Raw genomic sequence first — 18836 nt, forward strand, 5'->3', positions numbered from 1 at the left:
TTAGTGGTCTAATCATCTTTTGCAGTGAGCAGTTACCAAGGAAGCGCAGTACCAGTTTTTAGTGGGAGGAAGGAGACCCCATCACGCTCCGGGTACGTTTCACTTGGAGTCTAAATCAAGAGCGTGTTACCTGGTCACTGTTCACCCTTCGGGTTCGCCAGTCGCCTACGGCGGGAGACCCACCTGCAGCGCTGGACTCACTGTTCACTGGTCACTGTTTTAATTGAGTTGTATGAGTGATAATTCTGACTTTGCAATATACGAACAAGGGTTAATTGACATCCTCCCCACGCCTATAAGGCGGGGGATTCCAAGAATCACTTCTTGGGCTTTCTGTTTCCACGAGTTGACTTGCGTAAGGTTACTACTTTGCTGATTTTAAGGTAAGCCAAAAGCAGTCTATGTCAAAAATTGGTCTATTGTTTGGATCTACAACAGGTAAAACTGAGTCTCTCGCCGAGATGATTCAGAAAGAATTCGATGGTGAAAATCTCGTGACATTACATAACATTTTAGAGGCAGAAGATAGTGAATTTAAAAACTATCAAGATCTCATCATTGGCAGCCCTACCTGGAATGTTGGGGGCGGGTGTACGGCTGGTTTTTGGTCTACAAACGGCTATGACTTCAATGAATCAAAAGCATTGAATAACGGAAAATTTGTCGGCTTGGCTCTTGATGAAGATAACCAATTTGACTTGACGCAAGAGGGTGTCAAAACCTGGGTAGTTCAGGTGAAAAAAAGATTTTTTTTGTAGCTTTGAACTCTTGCAACAATTAGGAATTAGTAGTAAAAAAAAGCTAATTGCTAATTGCTGAATTGATAATTGATTCGCAGGTAAATTAAATGTCGAAATTGCCAGATGTTATTTGGTTGAATACAAGTCCTAGTTTACAATCCTTTGCTCAGCCGTTGATGTATCAGCTGTCACACAAAATGACTGTTGCATTATGGGAATATCACCAAACCCAGGATGAGGCTAGTTCACTAGATGATGCAGTGGAACTGCTGCAAGATTATCTGAAATCCTGCGAGCAACCTGTGCATCTTGTTGGTCACAGCACAGGAGGATTGTTAGGGCTACTCTACACTCGTAAGTATCCAGAAAAAGTCAAGTCTTTAACTCTGTTAGCTGTGGGTGTTGATGCCGGTGTTGACTGGCAAGCACACTATTACGTCCATCGCCCATTCTTAAGTCGGCAAAAGACTCTGAATAGTTTTGTCTATAATCTTTTTGGCTATCAGAAGGAATATACTATCAAGCGTTTGATGAGAATTTTGGAGGAAGATTTAAATTGCTCGCTCTCACCTCACTCGCTTTTTAAACGGCTGAGTATCCCTCCAGAACGAGTTCCAGTACCCTTTATGGTTTGTGGAAGCATGGACGACATCATTGTCGATACCGATGCTTTACACGGATGGCAACCATACTTAAAAGAGGGCGATCGCCTATGCGAATGCCCCCAAGGACGACATTTTTTCCATTTCTTTCAACCCCAGCTTGTGGCAGAACAGATTCTCAACTTTTGGCAATCTCTACACCCATTAGATTCTGTAGACGTTTTACCTAAGTCTGTTGATACCCTTAAACTAAATGAATCTCTCTATCAATAAATTTTCTGTGATCACAAAACCTTAGCCTAGCCTACACTTTTCACTTGCCTGTAAGCTACCTCTACACGAACCCCCGTAATTTGATTGCGGGGGTTCTGTTAGCTTAGGAAAGCGTTTTACGAATAATAAATCCAAAAAAAGAAAAAAAATGCAAATTCAACAAAAAAATAGTCATTTATATAATCTTTACCTATTGATTACATAGTCTCAAAGCTTTTGCACTCTTTTCTCTGAGACAATTTATAATACTGGCAATCAAAAGTTGCCCCACCACCAGAAAACAGTGTCTCCAGTTTTGCAACAGGGCAATCTCAGGCTAAGTGTAAAGTTTTGTTGGTACTCCTATCCCAAGTACAGGCGCATAAATTTACCTTAAACAGAGGAATTTGAAGAATTGACAAAGAAAAGGGAGTCGTGATGCAGATCTGACAAATTCAACACTTTGGAATTGCAACTCTTCTAAATTGAAAAGTTAGAAGTTAACATTTTTATGGTATCTTAACTGCTTACTTTACTTTAATATATCTACAGGGAGCCGCCGTTTGAGCGTATACGAAAAGCTAATCTTCTACTAAGTACGCTAAATATTTGCAGGAAACCGCAGTTCTGGTGGAACCACCTAGAAATTTTACCTTTATTCCTGACTCTGAACTCTTGACTATATTTGATATGACCTATATTAAGAGCTCTTCTTTCCAAGAATTTATCGCCACCTTAGAGGGTTTTGACCAATTACCAACTGAGGTCATCGCCTCTTTATCACAACAACTCCAACCTTTACGCTACCGGATAGGTCAGAAGATTATCGGCAAAGAAAAAACCCCTGAACGAGTCACAATTATTTATGAAGGGAAAGCCCGCCTATTAGCATACGATCCGCGTACGCAAATGCCAAATACTTTGAGCTTGCTAGAAAAAGGCGCAATTCTTGGCGAAATTAGTTTGTTACGCGAAGTTAACTGCGAGACAACAATTGCTTCGAGTGAAGTGATATGTTTAACATTAAGTGCAGCGGAGTACTTACGCTTACTGACAATGTACCCAGCTTTTGCCAGGGAACGTAAAAACCGGTGTCATTTGGTAGAAGTGTTTGATGTCCTCAGTGTCCAAAACGAAGTGCAAGCTTTAGGCGGTACTAACCTTAAAGAACTGACTCAACACGCTTGCGCTGGGGCAAAAGTAGATTACCTCTCACCAGGAAAAACTCCTTATAACCAACAAGATAGCGATCGCATTTGGTTTGTCAGTGGCGGCGGAACGGTAAAAGGCTTCTCTATTGGTTCTCGGCTGGAATTGAGTGATTTGCATAACACAGTTGAGGTACAAGGAAACACTCCGGCGCGGTTAATTGGTTTGCGTGCGTCGGATTTGTTAGTGCTTGATACTATGCAGCGACAACAGCATCAAGTAGACGCTACTGATTCCGAGACAGACGATATAGAGATTCCATACGCACCGGACGAAGCAATAGCACCACCACAGCCCTCGACGGTGGAAGGGAAACAAAAAACCACAAAATACCCATTTTTTGGGGGGAAGGGACAACTCAATTCGGCGATCGCCTGTTTCCAAATGTTATCGAAACATTTGGAAATGCCGTTTCGACGCGAAGTCATTCGCCGCATTTTCAACGACCAGATGAACCGTCAGGGTGTGATATCTTTTCAGCTGTGTGCTTACCTAGCAGAGTTAATTGGGTTAAGGGCGCAGTTGGTAGATGTACCGACATCGTCTGTAACACGTATACCGACACCAGCGCTGGTTCGTTATGGTGATAGCTATGCTGTTCTGTATGAAACAGGTGAGCGCAGTGTTGTTTTAGGTGTCCCATCTAAGGGAATTGTACGCTTCAAACCTGCTGATTTCATCGCCCAGTTGGAAGTTGAGGAAAGCAATGATCTCCCCCAGATGAGGGTATTGCTCCTTTCTTCCACGCCAGCAACACCCCGCCAACGTTTCGGTGTTCAGTGGTTTGTCCCTTATTTGTCGCGTTATCGCCGAGTCCTTATAGAAGTCTTTGTTGCTTCCTTCTTCGTGCAGTTAGCAGCGCTGGCAAATCCGCTGGTCATTCAGATGATTATTGATAAAGTCATCGCTCAAAACAGTATCAGTACCCTGCACGTTTTGGGTGTTTTGCTATTAGTAGTAGGTCTGTTTGAAGCCGTGCTTAGCACTTTGCGGACTTACTTATTTGTAGACACCACCAACCGCATCGATATGGGTTTGGGATCGGAAATTATCGACCATATGCTGCGTCTACCGTTGCGCTATTTTGAACGCCGACCGGTAGGGGAACTTTCCACTCGCATCAACGAATTAGAGAATATTCGGCAGTTTCTCACCGGGACTGCTTTAACAGTAGGATTAGATGCGCTTTTCTCGGTGGTTTATATCATCGTGATGCTAATTTATAGCTGGCAGTTAACCTTGGTTGGTTTGGGAACCATTCCAATATTTATTGCCATTACTTTGATTGCCTCTCCTACGGTGAGCAGACAACTACGAAGCAAAGCTGAACGCAACGCCGACACTCAATCTTATTTGGTTGAGGTGATGTCAGGAATTCAAACAGTGAAAGCGCAAAATATCGAATTACGCGCTCGTTTTTCCTGGCAAGAGCGTTATGCTCGTTATGTAGGCGCTGGCTTTAAAACTGTAGTTACCTCCACCCTCGCCAATTCTACAAGTAGCTTTCTCAACAAACTTAGCAGTTTGCTTGTTTTGTGGGTAGGAGCATATTTGGTACTTCAAGGAGACTTGACTCTAGGGGAATTAATTGCTTTTAGGATTATTTCAGGGTATGTTACCAGCCCTATATTGCGATTAGCTCAACTGTGGCAAAACTTCCAAGAAACTGCTTTATCTTTAGAGCGTTTAAGCGATATTGTCGATACACCTCAGGAAGCCGAAAAAGACCGTGGCAATATTACCTTACCTCCTGTTGTCGGAGCAGTGAAATATGACAATATTTCCTTCCGGTTTGCAAGCAGTGGTCCATTGCAACTTTGCAATGTCAATCTCGAGATTCCTGCAGGCAATTTTGTAGGAATAGTCGGACAAAGTGGTTCGGGTAAAAGCACAATGATGAAATTGCTGCTGCGACTTTACGAACCAGAAGCTGGCAGAATATTAATTGATGGTTACGACGTTTCCAAGGTAGAACTTTATTCTTTGCGGCGACAAGTAGGTGTCGTTCCTCAAGAGACGCTGTTGTTTGATGGAACGATTCAGGAAAATATTGCTCTGACGAATCCCGAAGCATCAACCGAGGAAATTATTGAAGCCGCAAAAGTTGCTGCAGCGCATGAATTCATTATGAACTTACCGAATGGTTATAATACGCGAGTCGGCGAAAGGGGTGCTGGACTTTCTGGTGGACAAAGACAAAGAATAGCGATCGCTCGTTCTGTCTTACAAAGACCAAAATTATTAGTTTTAGACGAAGCAACAAGCGCTTTGGATTACCCCACAGAGCGACAAGTTTGTCTAAATTTAGCAGATGAATTCAAAGGGAACACAGTATTCTTTATCACCCACCGTCTCAACACCATCAGAAATGCAGACATTATTGTTGTGATGGATGGTGGTAAGGTTATCGAACAAGGAAACCATGATGATTTGATGGCTTTGAGAGGTCATTATTTCTACCTCTACAATCAACAAGAAGTGAAGCAGTAAAAAAAATTATGCATTATGAAACTGGATAAACTTAATTCATAATTCATAATTCATCAATTTATAATTTATCATTTTCATCCTCTCTATCCTCACCTCCAGGTAAATACAATGACTCAACTTAATGAAAATCACCTCAACGGTAATCACCGTAATGGAACCTCTCAAAATGGAAAGCCTTCAGATGCAAGAGTGCTTACTGCTGACTCCAAGCGTCCTAAAGCTTCTGAAAGGGATTTTAAGCAGTACAACTTTGAGCAATTAGAGCAATCCGTTGTGCTACGCCAATCTCCATTTTGGTCACGCACTATTATGGTGACATTGATGGTGTTAGCCTGTTTTGGGATTGGTTGGGCATACTTTGCAAAAATTGAGCAAGTGGTTCCTGCATCACAGGGTCAATTGAAGCCGGAAGGAACAGTGAAAGACATTCAAGCTCCGGTTAATGGAGTGGTGAAAGGAGTTTATGTTAAAGATGGGCAAAAAGTCAATCCGGGTGATTTACTAGTCGTTTTTGATTCCGTCACAACTAATGGTGAATTAAATTCTCTCAAAAAAGTTCGTGCTTCATTAATGCAAGAAAACCAGCTTTACCGCCGTTTAATGGAGATTGGATCTGGAGTAGCGGCGGAAGTAGAATTTATGCGAGGTAACTTGCCCAGAGAAGCGGCTTTTCTACTGAAAAATCGAGCCGCATTAGTTTCAGAAAATGAATTATTGCGTAAAGAATTTAAAAACACTGGTGCTGTCGCAGGCTTGGATAGTGACGAACAAGAACGTCTAGAAACAGCTAAAAGGGAATTAGATACTCGGTCTGCTGCAGCGCGTTTAAAAGTCGAACAGAGCAAGCAGAAACTGGCTCAAAACCAAGTTCAACTCGATGATGCTAAAGGAACTTTAGCGATTGAGCAGCAAATTTTAAGTAAAATGAAACTCTTAGCAGAAGAAGGAGCGATCGCTCAGCTTCAGTACCTCCAGCAACAAAAACAAGTGCAGAATATTAAAGCACAAGTTGCACAATTTGTTGAGGAACAACAACGTCTCAAGTATGAAATTGAACAGGGACAACAAGAGACGAAAAATACGGTAGCTGTTTCTAGCAAAAATGTGCAGGAAAAGATAGCCAATAACAAACAGCGTATAGCCGAAATTGACAGCCAACTCTCTAGAATTGTGCTTGATAATGAAAAGCAATTGGCTGACGTGACCAGCAAAATCTTACAAGCGCAAACAAACATTAAATATCAAGAACTTCGCGCTCCTGTATCTGGGGTTGTTTTTGATTTGCAAGCTAAAAATCCTGGTTTTGTCGCACAAAACAGCCAAAAACTTCTCACCATCGTACCAAACGATAGCTTTATTGCCGAAGCTTTCATCACGAACAAGGATATTGGTTTCGTCAAGGAAGGAATGAAAGTTGATGTTAGAGTTGATTCATTCTCTTACAGTGAGTTTGGTGATATTAAGGGAGAAGTCATTTCGGTTGGTTCAGATGCATTACCACCCGACCAAACACACCAATATTATCGTTTCCCCGTAAAAATCCGTTTAGCACAACAATCTCTCAATGCTCATGGTAGACAATTGTCCTTGCAATCGGGTATGTCTATTACCGCCAATATCAAAGTGCGCGAAGAACGAACTGTCTTGAGTTTATTTACTGAGTTGTTTACTAAGCAAGTTGAAAGTCTTAAAGAGGTGCGTTAAGCAGTTCCAAATAAGTTGTAGTAGGGTGCGTTAACGCAGTGTAATGCACCATTTTTATGGAATTTACCAATTCTCATGACAATGTGAATAATAAGCTTTTTATCAAAGTCAATTTGATGAAAAAATAAAACCGCAGATTAACAAGAGATGCACACAGAGAAACCATCTGTGTTAATCTGTGTGCATCTGTGGTTCTAAATCTAATTCATAAAATCCAAAATGTTTAGACCCCAACGCATTGAACCTAATCCCGGACAAGAATCTGTGTGGGACTATCCCCGTCCGCCTCGCCTTGAGGATACTGACAAACATATCCAAATTATCTTTAATGGTGTCACTATTGCAGATACTCACCGTGCCAAGCGCGTTTTAGAAACCAGCCACCCACCTAATTACTACATCCCACCTGAGGATATCAAAATGGAACACCTCTTGCTCACACCACAATCTAGCTTTTGTGAGTGGAAGGGAGGTGCTAGTTACTACACAATTCGTGTCAGTGAGAAAGAAGTCCAGAATGCTGCATGGTTTTATCCTGATCCCACACCAGCGTTTGCATCAATTAAGGACTTTGTCGCTTTTTATGCTCACGTCATGGATGCTTGCTACGTCAATGGAGAAAAGGTGCAGCCGCAACCAGGAAATTTCTACGGTGGTTGGATAACCAGCGATGTCGTTGGACCTTTCAAAGGTATTCCCGGTTCTTGGGGATGGTAAGCAGAATTAGTAAGGTTCAGCAGAACCTTCCTCCAACGATTGTCGATTGGCTGAAGGTGCGACTTGCCTAAGGTAGGAGGTTACTAAGCCAACAAATAGCTATTATGAATTGACAAAATTCTAGCATTTTGATATTAGACATCTTGCACCACACTTGTGAAACTGCAAGTCGGCAAGTGCCAAATTGATATAAGCCTGTTTACCTAAATGGAGACTTGATTTTATGTTTTCTTCTCAAGCTAAACCTCAAGCTAAACGCATCCTGGTTGTGGATGATACACAAGATAATTTGTCTCTACTAGAGGCAATTTTGATGGAAGAAGGGTATGAAGTTGATGTTGCCAATAATGGCAAATTAGCGTTAGCCAAGATAGAAGCATCGCCACCCGATCTCGTGTTGCTCGATGCCATGATGCCAGGAATGAGTGGCTATGAAGTCACTCGGCGTATTCGGGAAAATAAAAAACTCCCTTTTCTTCCTGTTCTTCTGATCACGGCTTATGCAGAGGCTGATATCCCCCAAGGATTAGAGTTAGGAGCCAATGACTTCATCCGTAAGCCGATTGATTTTGATGAATTAATGGCAAGAATTAAAGCATTTTTGCGATTGAAAGACACCATGAATTCTCCTTCATAATTTGTCAGGTACTTGAACTGTGCGACGCGGGTGTTTTGACTTGTAGGGGTAAGATGACAGTGAAGGTGGAGCCCACTCCAAGGAGCGATACCAGCTCTATTTTGCCTTGCATAAGTTTTACTAGCTGCGAGACAATTGCCAACCCTAAGCCAGTACTATCGGGTACGCGAGTGCCGCTATTGTCAGCTCGAAAGAAGGTGTACCTCGTTTTTATCCCGCGATTCATCCCACGTCTCACCCTGTACTCAGGGGAGTGTGGGATGAATCGCGGATTACTCCTGTCACGCTCGAAGATTACCTATTAACGAACCGCCAAGACGAGCCAGCGCTGCAGGAGGGTTTCCCTCCGTAGGCGACTGGCGTCGCCAAGAACGCCAAGGAAAAGATAAGTAATCTTGTACCGGGAAGGGAGTAGTCATTAGTCATTAGTCATTAGTCATTAGTCATTAGTCATTAGTCATTAGTTATTAGTTATTAAGCTATTGCGTTTCTAAAATGCATTTTTTTTACTTTGAACAAAACCGTCAAATCCTTTCCCTCACTCCCTCACTCTCAATTTCCTGTCTACTTAAGTTGCGTTCATATATCTTACCCTGTCCTCCTAATCTCCCTTGTCGCTTCAACAATTCATATTGAACGCAACTGCGTATTAACATCTTAGGATGGACTTGCCAGAGGTAATGTGAAGTGGAAGGTTAACCCACGCTTACGGTTGGAACTGACACCAATTTCACCGCCTTGTGCCTGAATAATTTGCCGACAAAGATACATTTTTAAGCCAATCCTTGTTGAACAACGAGCTTGCGGTTCGCGCACATACAAATCGAAGAGGCGATCGCACTCCAACTTGCTCATACCTACACCGTCATCTTGAATGCTACAGCGAATCATTCCTGTTTCCACTGTGGCTTTCAAGGTAAACTTGACTCCTGGTGGATTGTGTTGCCAGCTATGAGCAAACAAATTGACGAAAACTTTCTGCAGATGTGCCGGATCGGCAATCACTAAGGGTAAGTCGTCTGGAACCAAATTTGTCACACTTGAGTGATGTTGTGTCAGCATTGGCTCCAAGTCTCTGATTATTGTACCAACCAATGAGCTAAATGAAACGACCTCGCGATGCAGGACAATTCCCTGTGCTTCAGTTGAATGAAGTTCCAGCAGTGATTCAATCATTTCCAGTTGGCGATCGTTGCCTTGAATCATCCGCTTGATAATTGAGTCAGGTACAGGGATTAACGATTGGCGATTGGCGATTGCTGAAGAGGAAGAAGTGCTTGCTAGTTGATTTGTTTGTATCTTTGATTCTTCCCCAGTCCCTAGTCCCCGGTTCCCAGTCCCTAGTCCCCGATTAAGCAAATTATTTAGCACCATCAAGTTACCCATCACAGAAGTCCGTAGTTCGTGGGAAACGGTGTGCAAAACGACATCTTTGACTCTGTTGAGTTCTTGGAGTTCCTGCATTTTCTGCTGTAGCTGTGCAGTACGCTCTTCTACTTGACGTTCTAAATTAGTGTTAAGTTGCCCCAATTCTTGATAAAGTTGTCCTTGCTGAATGGCGATCGCCACCTGTTGCGACATTTGCTGGAGTAAATCAATTTCTAGAGGCGTCCAATGGCGCGGTTCGCTGCATTGGTTGGCAACCAACGCACCAAACAATTCCTCGCCTTGCATAATTGGTACAGCTAAGGTTGCTCTGGTTTGAAATTGTTTATAGACCGCTTTTAATTTAGGAGATGCTGCTATTTGTGTGGTATCCTCAACAATACGTACCTGATTGCTTTTCAGGACTGTTTTGATTTCTTGCAAAAAAGTTTTATCTTCATTTCTCCAATTGAGGACTGATGGATACTTGGGATTTACTGATTCAGCACGAACTCCGGATGGGTTATGAGTCTGGTTTAATGCCACGAAAACTCGATCCGTTTCCAAAAATTGCCGGACTTCGTTGACGGTGGTTTGCAAAATTTGGTCTAGGTTAAGTGAGGAGCGAATTCGTGATAGCGTTTGAGCTAACAAGCGATCGCGTTTTGAGGAGAGACGCAATAATTCTTCCGCTTGCTTGCGTTCTGTGATATCATTAGTCACACAAAGCATACAAGGTTCGCCACCCAAAGTAATCACCTCGGCTGAAAACAGTACCACCCTTATCTCACCAGTCTTTGTGTAAAGTTGCGTTTCTAAATTGCGAAGAAATCCCTGATCTTGCAGGATTTGTTCTACTATGGCGCAATCAGATGGGTTAACCCACAAATTCAACTCGTTGCGCGTACGACCAATCACTTCTTCCCGAGAAAAACCAGTGATTTGCACAAAAGTATCGTTGACTTCGAGATAGCGGGCATCCTTAAGAGTCAGGATGGTAATTGGGTTAGGACTGGAACGAAAGGCTTTAGAAAACTTTTCCTCGGACTCGCGTAAGGCAACTTCTGCTTTTTTGCGTTCCGTGATATCATGATTAACGGATAATAAGCAGGCAGTCCCATCCAAATCAATGACTTCCGCTGAAAACAAGCCAGTACGTATCTCACCGGACTTGCGGCGGAATTCAAATTCCATGTTGCGAATCACCCCGTGTTTTTGCAATTCTTGCAACACAATGGTGCGATCGCTCTCGTTCACCCAAATATTTAAATCAAAAGCAGTACGACCAATCGCTTCCTGTGGTTCATAACCCGCCTGTTTCACAAAACTGTCGTTAACTTCTATGTAGCGTCCTTCTGCCAGCGTGCTAATAGATATAGGATTGGGACTGGAACGAAAAACCTTGGTAAACTTTTGAGCCAAATTTCTCAAGGCGACTTCCGTTTGTTTGCGTTCTGTGATATCGCGCACAATTGCCAAAACTTCGTCTTGCCCACTGACAACCAACCGCGCCTCATAATCTCGCATTCCCAGAGGGGTTGGCAGTTGATATTCGCAAGTTTGCAAAGTTTTTGAATCCAAAGTTTTCGCAATTGCCTTTTGGCTTTTTAATGCCACATCTGGAGGTAATAAATCCTGCAAATTTTTTCCAACGATTTCATTTCTGGGAATCGTAACATTTGCTCCCTCACCTTTAAAGTCCAGATATTGACCATCGCGACTAATGCGAAACATCAAATCGGGGATAGCATCCAAAATTGCCTTGTAGCGTGCCTCACTTTCTTGCAACTTCTCCTGTGCTAATTTGCGATCTGTAATATCTATGAGCAAACCATCCCAGATCATGTCTCCCGATGGTTGTTTTTCTGGGCGAGAAGTCCCTTGAATCCACTTGAGTTTACCACTGTTTGTGATCATGCGACCTTCCCAGTGCCAAGGTTCTCCCGTAGTACAAGAGATGGCAATAGATTCTTCAAAAGCTTGAACATCCTGCGGATGAATGAGTTTGTTCAACGCTTGAAAGTCTGTTTGCAGCACTTCTGGTTCCAATTCAAACAGTTCCCTACAGCCAGAACTCGCGTAGATAACACACACAGATCCATCATGCCGCTTCAGGAACTGGAAAATCATCCCCGGTAAATTGGCAGCAATTCTTTCCAGTAGCGGCAATGTTCCTTGTTGACTATCGGGTGTATACAGCAGTTTCACAGTTTCATTCACACTCTAAGCTTTTTATCCACAAGTCATTGATGTATCAGGAAAGACAATTGCCAGCTTTTTGGCAGTTTTCCTGTATTTGCATATCCACCAAACAAATTTTTATATAACGAGTTCTTTTTTCAGGTTATATTCTCAAGCTCAATTTCGCATTCACCCAATTGGATGAACCGCTTGCACTTCAGCGAATTGAGTTTTTCCAGCCGATAATGTAATTTAAATGTTATGGGAATCCGGTTTGGTTTATGAACTTACTAGTTGAGCTAGGGAACTCTTAATAGGGAACATAAACTGTAGTGAGTTCTGTTCAAAAATTAAATAGGAATTTTATATGTAGAATCCTCCGCAAATTTGTGAGAATTAAAAGCCAGCATTGCGGGGCGACACCACAGAGAATGGTTTTGTAGTGCTTAAGCCGAACATCCAGACTTTTGAAGTACGATCGCCCAAGCGAAGAGAGACGGCACGGGAGGAGTCAAAAGCAACAATAAATGTTAATCACTTAGATAATTTACAATTATTAACAATGTAAAACCAAAGCAAATATTTACCATGAGCCATTTTGGTATTATCTGTCCAGCGACAGCCGGTCATCTCAACCCGATGACCGCTTTGGGATGGGAACTGCAACAGCGCGGTCATCGGGTTACGTTATTTGGAATTCTTGACGCGCAAGCAAGCACGCGCTTAGCAGGATTGGAATTTAGGGCGATTGGTGAATCTCTTTTTCCCTTAGGTGCAATGACACAAATTTTTTCTCAGCAGGGAAAGCTAAGCGGATTAGGAGCGATACGATATACAGTCACGTGGTTACAAAATATAACAGCTACTTTCTTAAAAGAAGCACCAGCGGCAATCAAAGAAGCTGGAGTAGAAGCACTGCTTATAGATCAGGTTTCCCCGGAAGGAGAAACTATTGCAAATTTTTTGGATATCCCTTTCGTTAGCATCGGTTGTGCTTTGATGTCTTATCGGGATTTTACCATTCCTCCTTCTAGTACTCTTTGGAGTTATAGTCCTGCTTGGTGGGCGCGGCTACGCAATCAATTGGGGTACGCATTGTTAGACCGTGTCGTACAACCTGTTGTCAAGGTGATAGCTGATTATCGCTGTGAGTGGAACTTGCCGACCTACACTAGCCCTAACGACCTCTACTCCCAACTAGCCCTAATTAGCCAACAAGTCACTGCATTTGAATTTCCCAGGCAAAATTTGCCCGAACACGTTCATTTTACAGGTCCTTTGTTTAACTCAAAGACTCGCCAATCTGTCGATTTTCCCTTTGAACAGTTGACCGGACAACCTTTGGTTTACGCATCGTTAGGAACTTTACAAAATCGCTTGCAATACGTTTTTGAATATATTGCACAAGCTTGTGCGGGTTTGGATGTTCAATTGATTATTTCCTTAGGTGGTGGAATTAGCCCAGAATCTATGCCAGAACTGCCCGGTTCTCCAATTGTTGTCCAGTATGCACCTCAACTAGAACTGCTGGAAAAAGCGAGCCTCGTCATCACCCATGCTGGACTAAATACCACCCTAGAGTCCCTCAGTTATGGTGTGCCAATGGTTGCAATCCCCATTTCCCTTGACCAGCCAGGTGTAGCAGCACGAATAGCTTGGACGGGTACGGGTAAAGCTGTGCCTCTTTCACGCTTAAGTGTCCCTAAGTTGCGTGAGTCAATCACACAAGTGTTAACAGGCAAATCTTACAAAACAAATGCAGTTCAATTACAGCAAGCCATTCAAAATGCTCCTGGCGTCAGGAGTGCTGCTTCCGTTATTGAAAAAGTTGTATCTACACGAAAGCCAGTCAAAAAGTCATCATAGTTGAGAGCCAGTCGGGTGTTGGTTGGATTTCTAGCCTTTTCTCAATATCAACAAATTCTAACCAAAGCCACCGCAAACTCATTGCTCTTTGCGAGTAAGTTGGGCAATAACTGCAACTAATTCGGCTGGTTCAACAGGTTTAGGGACATGCTTTTGAAAACCAGCCGCAAGTGCTTGTTGCTGGTCATGCTCCTTTACATAAGCCGTGAGGGCGATCGCCGCAATCTGTCCTCCTTGTTCTGGCGTCATTGCTCGGATCTGACGTATCAGCGTGTAGCCATTCACTTTTGGCATCCCAATATCGATCACCAATATATTTGGCTTCTCGTTTGCCAGTGCTTCTAGCGCCTCAGTTGCCGATGCCACTGCGGTGACATCAGCTCTATACTGTTCGAGTGCGAAGGCGACAAATTCCCGCGTACCAGCGTCATCCTCTACCACCAGGACTTTTATGTCAGTCAAATCTAGGCATGGCTTGGGCGGTTCGCTGTTTAAGTTTGTTTGTTGGGAAGTCGTCATTAAAGGTAGTCTGATAGTAAAGGTTGCGCCCTGCCCAACGCCAGGACTTTCTGCCACGAGCGTTCCGCCATGAGCTTCCACAAGTTGCCGGGAGATAGCCAGTCCCAAGCCCAAGCCCCCAAATTCGCGCGTGATGGAACCATCTTCCTGCCGGAAACGGTCAAACACAAACGGTAGGAAGTCAGGATGAATACCCTGTCCCGTGTCGCTAACTACAATCTCGGCATAGCGATCCACTCGTTCTAATTCCACCCTAATACAACCGCCCTCTGGTGTGAATTTTATCGCATTTGAAAGCAAGTTCCAGAAGACTTGTTGCAGTCTGCTTGCATCGCCGATGACTTGTCCCACAGTCACGTCAAGCATCGTCTTAATATGAATTGACTTCGCTTCAGCCGCTAGACGAACCGTTTCCAAAGCAGCAGCAATCGGCGCGACTAGTGTGACTGAAGTCAAATTGAGTGCTAATTTGCCTTGTATGATCCGCGAGAGGTCAAGCAAGTCATCGACCAGTTGCGCCTGACGTTTGGCATGCTGCTCAATCTTGACCAGTGCTTCTTGAAGCTTCGCTTCCGATAGCTTGTTTGTTTGCAGCAGCTTTGACCAGCCTAAAATTGGGGTGAGCGGGGTTCTCAATTCATGGGAGAGCATTGCCAAGAACTCATCTTTGATTCGGTTTGCCGCTTCTGCTTCAGCACGAGTCGCTTGCTCCCGTTCAAGCAGGCGATCGCGTTCTTGCTCCATGAGTTTGCGAGCGGTAATGTCTCGTTGAATGGCAACAAAATGCGTGATCATCTGGTTGACATTACGAATTGGGGTAATATGCCATTCAATATAAAATTCTGTGCCGTCCTTGTGGTAATTGATTGCTTCGCCATGAAAAGGTATTCCGTCAGATAGATGTTGACGTAAGTCGTCTAGCAGCCCACGATCAGTTTTGACACCTTGCAGTATACGTGGAGTTTTGCCTAGCACTTCCTCACTCGTGTAACCAGTCATCTGGCTAAAGGCTGGATTGACAAAGGCAATCTTAGGGTGCGGTGGATCGAGTTTTGCTGTAGTAATGATAATTGAATCTTTGGATTGCTGTACCGCAGACAGCAAAGGCCGGATGGTTTCCTCTGTTACCTGCAAGTCCCTCAAAGCATGACTCAATCTCTCAAGGTCTTGAGTCAACTGACTTTGTTGCTGTAACGGTAATTGGCTGGCATTCTGTTGCAGTTCAGCCATCCGTTTCTGCAAGTCTTGAATCTGCTTAACAAACTCGTCTCCGTTCACGTTGTATCTTCCGCAGCGATCGCTTCAGATTCCATTGTGGATCGTTGAGTCCAGCACTCGCATTTATAGTTGGAAAGATTTTTGCAACGCAGTTCACTTGGTATTATGCTATGGGGATTCTTAATGCCGTACAAAGATGAATTAAGCAAAGGGTTGACCCAATCCCTAATCCCCATTGCCCCTAATCCCCACTCCCTGTTACATACCTACTGCTTGGTCGAAGCGTAACATTTCCAGACTTCTGTCGCCATACACCCCCTCTATCTGCTGATAACAGCAGTCTATGGCAAAATCGTTCAACTCTTCAGGGTAAATACCATACATCTCCTCAAATACCTCTGGTTCCACACGGCAAAATCGCGGACGGTTTGGGTAAATCCGACATTCTCGCGAATCTTTGTCGAAATTCACACACCATCCTCCTTCACCTACCATACTCAGATACAATTCCAGTTCCTCTGGTGATAAATACTCATATATGTCTGGACGATCTGCTGGGTCAAGATGACAGCAGGCTCCACATTGCTTAACACATTGCCAAGTTGCCATGACTAAAACCTGTTCTAAACGGTACTATTTTTTTAATTTTTATAGTTTTTTCTATAATTTTGTTAAGTAAATTAAAGAGAGTGGGCGATCGCCGGATATGATCAATTGCGGGGTTTGTAGTTATATCATTTCCTTTGGGAGGAAAAATGGAAGCTTTAGCCAATACTCTAGGCAATATTCATTGGGAAGTTATTTTCCAACTCGTTTCTGTCGCACTCATCATGTTAGCCGGTCCTGCGGTCATTTTTGTGCTGGCATTTCGCAACGGCGACCTGTAAGAGTGCTGAGTAGCTAGGGGCGCAAGGCATTGCGCCCGTGCGTATTGAGTAGAAATGATTCGGAACTCAGTACTCGTTGCTCAGAACGGATAAAGCTTGAAGCGCAGTTTGAATGATCATGTTGTATTCGGGTTGAGAAACATCAACCTCTATAGCCTCTTGACGATTGGTTCCTAACAAGGCGATGGTATGTCCTAGCTCAACAGCTAAGATTTTGCCTTCAGGATATCCAATTCTTAATTCGGGTACAGAGCCATTTTTATAGATACCACAGTTGTAGTGGCGTTGATTGTACTCAATGGTGGTTCTTAACGGCGTTGGTGGTGAAGCAAAAAAAATGTGAGACTGAGTTGGGAGCCTAACGCCAACTAACTCCAACTCTATAGTCGTGTTGCCATTAAAGTGATTTTCTCGTAATTTGTAAGCAATATCAAGTCGCGGTGGTAGAGGAAAATAGTCACGCCAGCGCCAGGCGATCGCCTTAATTTTGGACGGGGAATCATCAATAGTTTGTGATACGGTTAACTTGAGATGACCCTTGCCCACAATTTGTTGCTCAAGGATTTGAACATTCGGTGTCCAAAAGACTGGATCTGGGTTTTCGATACCACAAGGCTGCAAAACATTCAGCTGTTGATAAAGCTCGTAATGAATTTGATTAAGGTTGGCTTGAGTGTCAATTTTCAAAAGTGGTTTGAGGTGCTGGAGTTCAAGACACTTGTTGGCAAACTCACTCAGACGCGATCGCAAGCCCTCCAAATTCTCTGATGGTAAAGAAAATCCCCCAGCAGCTTTGTGTCCGCCGAATTTGCCAAGCAAGTCCTGACAATATTCCAAAGCATCAAATACATGAAACTCTGGAATTCCACGCGCTGAACCGCGAATGTGTTCTTCATCCTCAAAGGTACCAATAAACACTGGCACACCGTAACGTTCCACCAAACGAGAAGCAACAATACCAATCACACCGTGATGCCAGTTAGGTTGCACAATGACTAGTACACGGTCTTGTGGTAGAGAAGCAAGGTATTCTGTTTCTACGATTTCTATTGCCTCTTGCTCAATTTGCTCGCACATTTCCCGACGCTGGCGGTTAATGGCTTCGCACTGCATAGCTCTTTCCAGCGCTATTCCCATATCGTCAGTCGTTAGCAATTCTATAACAATTTGTGGGTCAGCAATCCGACCAATTGCATTAATTCGCGGACCCAGCCGAAAGCCAATATCCTCAGGCTTGAGAGATTTTGAATTTTGAATTTTGGATTTTGTAGACGCCTGAAGGGTGGCTTCCCGTAGGGTATTTTGAATTGATTCCTCCCCTTGTCCCCCACTCGCCTGCACCCCAGACACCTGAATCAGCGCCTGTATTCCAGCAAGCTTAGATTTGGGTAACTGCTGCAAACCACTTTTTACCCAGTGGCGGTTAACGCCAGTCAAGGGAGCTAAATCGGCGATGGTTCCCAATGTAAACAGTTCCAGCATCGAAGCTAATATGTCATCATTAGCCTGTCCTAGTTTTTGGGCGAGGGATACAGCCAAAATATAGGCGACGCCAACACCAGCAATACCGCGATAAGGTGAAGATTCTCGTATGAGTTTGGGGTTCAGAATGGCGTTAGCTGGGGGTAATTGTTGAGGAATGTCGTGGTGGTCGGTGATAATGACTTTTAAACCAAGTTCTCTAGCTCTGGCAATTGGTTCAAAGGCTGAGATACCATTATCCACAGTCAGAATCAATCCTACGCCTTCGCTATGAAATTCTTCAATAATCCGTTTATTGATACCGTAGCCTTCATGCATCCGACTGGGAATAGCATAATCGACTTGAGCGCCCAACCAACGCAGACTACGCAAAAGTAAAGCAGTGCTTGTCATTCCATCAGCATCGTAGTCACCGCAGATGGCGATTTTTTCTTGAGAGGCGATCGCCCAATCCAACAACTCCAGACTCATTGCCAAATCAGGAAAGTCGTCCAAAGGCGAAGGTAAGATCAAATCTCCTGAATTTAAAAAAGCTTGCGCTTGTTCTTTTGTTTCAATATCCCGGTTTATCAACAGTTGGTTGATTAAGGGCGGTAAATTTGTAATTTCCGCCAATTTATGCGCCAATTCTGTTTTTTGAGGGGAAATTTGCCACCTTTGATCAGGTAGTCGTCGATGAAGACGGGAAAATTCAGGCGTGGTTTGGTCTAACACAGTGTGAAACTAATGATTGTGTTGCAAAAACTTCTTTATTACAGCGCTGATTCTTATGATTAAACCACAAATCCTAGGATGTTCCTTGCCTCTATAGCGCTTCTCGTTTGAATCAAGTAGGACTTACACAAAATATCTCTGAAACTCTTATTTCTGCGTGTCCTCTGTGTTCTCTGCGGTTCCTATTTCCGTTGTCTGTGCGTAAGTCCTATGAAGTACAGATTTATGTGTGTTCCATGAGTGTAGCCTACGG

General features: G+C 43.5%; 13 protein-coding genes and 1 pseudogene. 8 read left to right on the forward strand and 6 right to left on the reverse strand.

Translation table 11 applies throughout. The features are described from left to right. The first annotated feature begins 401 nt into the window (after positions 1-401). The 6 genes from V5G28_RS17990 to V5G28_RS18015 all read left to right on the forward strand — a co-directional run bounded on the left by V5G28_RS17990 (position 402) and on the right by V5G28_RS18015 (position 8351). A complete protein-coding gene (locus tag V5G28_RS17990) occupies positions 402-758 on the forward strand; it encodes a flavodoxin domain-containing protein (protein ID WP_332994474.1) in 357 nt (118 codons plus the stop codon). An 89-nt stretch (positions 759-847) separates the two neighbouring features. After that, the gene (locus V5G28_RS17995; RefSeq protein ID WP_332994476.1) at positions 848-1615 is read left to right on the forward strand and encodes an alpha/beta fold hydrolase; all 768 of its coding nucleotides are present in this window, start codon (positions 848-850) and stop codon (positions 1613-1615) included. Between the two features lie 669 nt (positions 1616-2284). Continuing rightward, positions 2285-5293 (forward strand): peptidase domain-containing ABC transporter, encoded by a 3009-nt coding sequence (locus V5G28_RS18000; RefSeq protein WP_332994479.1) that lies wholly within the window; start codon positions 2285-2287, stop codon positions 5291-5293. A 108-nt stretch (positions 5294-5401) separates the two neighbouring features. Next, positions 5402-6997 carry an HlyD family efflux transporter periplasmic adaptor subunit gene (locus V5G28_RS18005; RefSeq protein WP_332994481.1) on the forward strand — a complete coding sequence of 532 codons (1596 nt, stop codon included), beginning with the start codon at positions 5402-5404 and terminating at the stop codon, positions 6995-6997. Between the two features lie 219 nt (positions 6998-7216). Further along, on the forward strand, positions 7217-7714 hold the full coding sequence (locus V5G28_RS18010) for a DUF427 domain-containing protein (RefSeq protein ID WP_332994483.1): 498 nt from the start codon (positions 7217-7219) through the stop codon (positions 7712-7714). 223 nt (positions 7715-7937) lie between these two features. Then, entirely contained in the window at positions 7938-8351 is a 414-nt protein-coding gene (locus tag V5G28_RS18015; RefSeq protein WP_332994485.1) for a response regulator transcription factor, read from the forward strand. A gap of 4 nt (positions 8352-8355) precedes the next feature. On the opposite strand, the pseudogene V5G28_RS18020 reads toward V5G28_RS18015, so the two are convergent. From V5G28_RS18020 to V5G28_RS18030, 3 genes and pseudogenes are all read right to left on the reverse strand, one after another. After that, positions 8356-8547 (reverse strand): annotated as a pseudogene (locus V5G28_RS18020) (ATP-binding protein); the annotation flags it as partial. Between the two features lie 85 nt (positions 8548-8632). Further along, positions 8633-8770 carry a hypothetical protein gene (locus V5G28_RS18025; RefSeq protein ID WP_332994487.1) on the reverse strand — a complete coding sequence of 46 codons (138 nt, stop codon included), beginning with the start codon at positions 8768-8770 and terminating at the stop codon, positions 8633-8635. Between the two features lie 238 nt (positions 8771-9008). Further along, positions 9009-11936 (reverse strand): PAS domain S-box protein, encoded by a 2928-nt coding sequence (locus V5G28_RS18030; protein ID WP_336231132.1) that lies wholly within the window; start codon positions 11934-11936, stop codon positions 9009-9011. A gap of 549 nt (positions 11937-12485) precedes the next feature. On the opposite strand from V5G28_RS18030, the gene V5G28_RS18035 reads away from it, so the two are divergent. Continuing rightward, positions 12486-13763, forward strand: a complete 1278-nt coding sequence (locus V5G28_RS18035) for a glycosyltransferase (protein WP_096564200.1) — start codon at positions 12486-12488, stop codon at positions 13761-13763. A 78-nt stretch (positions 13764-13841) separates the two neighbouring features. On the opposite strand, the gene V5G28_RS18040 is transcribed toward V5G28_RS18035, so the two are convergent. Next, positions 13842-15560: an ATP-binding protein gene (locus V5G28_RS18040; protein WP_332994491.1), complete on the reverse strand. Its 1719-nt coding sequence runs from the start codon at positions 15558-15560 to the stop codon at positions 13842-13844. Positions 15561-15758: 198 nt separating this feature from the next. Beyond that, on the reverse strand, positions 15759-16109 hold the full coding sequence (locus V5G28_RS18045) for a YkgJ family cysteine cluster protein (protein ID WP_332994494.1): 351 nt from the start codon (positions 16107-16109) through the stop codon (positions 15759-15761). Positions 16110-16255: 146 nt separating this feature from the next. Between V5G28_RS18045 and psb30 the strand changes: the two genes are divergently transcribed. Continuing rightward, positions 16256-16387 (forward strand): photosystem II reaction center protein Ycf12/Psb30, encoded by a 132-nt coding sequence (gene psb30 / locus V5G28_RS18050; RefSeq protein ID WP_096564198.1) that lies wholly within the window; start codon positions 16256-16258, stop codon positions 16385-16387. 66 nt (positions 16388-16453) lie between these two features. Here psb30 and V5G28_RS18055 read toward each other — a convergent pair whose 3' ends face one another. Further along, positions 16454-18583 (reverse strand): single-stranded-DNA-specific exonuclease RecJ, encoded by a 2130-nt coding sequence (locus V5G28_RS18055; protein WP_332994499.1) that lies wholly within the window; start codon positions 18581-18583, stop codon positions 16454-16456. Positions 18584-18836 lie beyond the last annotated feature (253 nt).

Origin of the sequence: Scytonema sp. PRP1, assembly GCF_036697665.2 — a bacterium.
GTDB classification, from domain to species: Bacteria; Cyanobacteriota; Cyanobacteriia; order Cyanobacteriales; family Nostocaceae; genus Kalymmatonema; species Kalymmatonema gypsitolerans.

Coding starts and splice junctions, on each gene's coding strand:
- V5G28_RS17990 (WP_332994474.1), top strand. CDS start 402: ATGTCAAAAATTGGTCTATTGTTTGGATCTACAACAGGTAAAACTGAG.
- V5G28_RS17995 (WP_332994476.1), top strand. CDS start 848: ATGTCGAAATTGCCAGATGTTATTTGGTTGAATACAAGTCCTAGTTTA.
- V5G28_RS18000 (WP_332994479.1), top strand. CDS start 2,285: ATGACCTATATTAAGAGCTCTTCTTTCCAAGAATTTATCGCCACCTTA.
- V5G28_RS18005 (WP_332994481.1), top strand. CDS start 5,402: ATGACTCAACTTAATGAAAATCACCTCAACGGTAATCACCGTAATGGA.
- V5G28_RS18010 (WP_332994483.1), top strand. CDS start 7,217: ATGTTTAGACCCCAACGCATTGAACCTAATCCCGGACAAGAATCTGTG.
- V5G28_RS18015 (WP_332994485.1), top strand. CDS start 7,938: ATGTTTTCTTCTCAAGCTAAACCTCAAGCTAAACGCATCCTGGTTGTG.
- V5G28_RS18025 (WP_332994487.1), bottom strand. CDS start 8,770: ATGACTACTCCCTTCCCGGTACAAGATTACTTATCTTTTCCTTGGCGT.
- V5G28_RS18035 (WP_096564200.1), top strand. CDS start 12,486: ATGAGCCATTTTGGTATTATCTGTCCAGCGACAGCCGGTCATCTCAAC.
- V5G28_RS18045 (WP_332994494.1), bottom strand. CDS start 16,109: ATGGCAACTTGGCAATGTGTTAAGCAATGTGGAGCCTGCTGTCATCTT.
- psb30 (WP_096564198.1), top strand. CDS start 16,256: ATGGAAGCTTTAGCCAATACTCTAGGCAATATTCATTGGGAAGTTATT.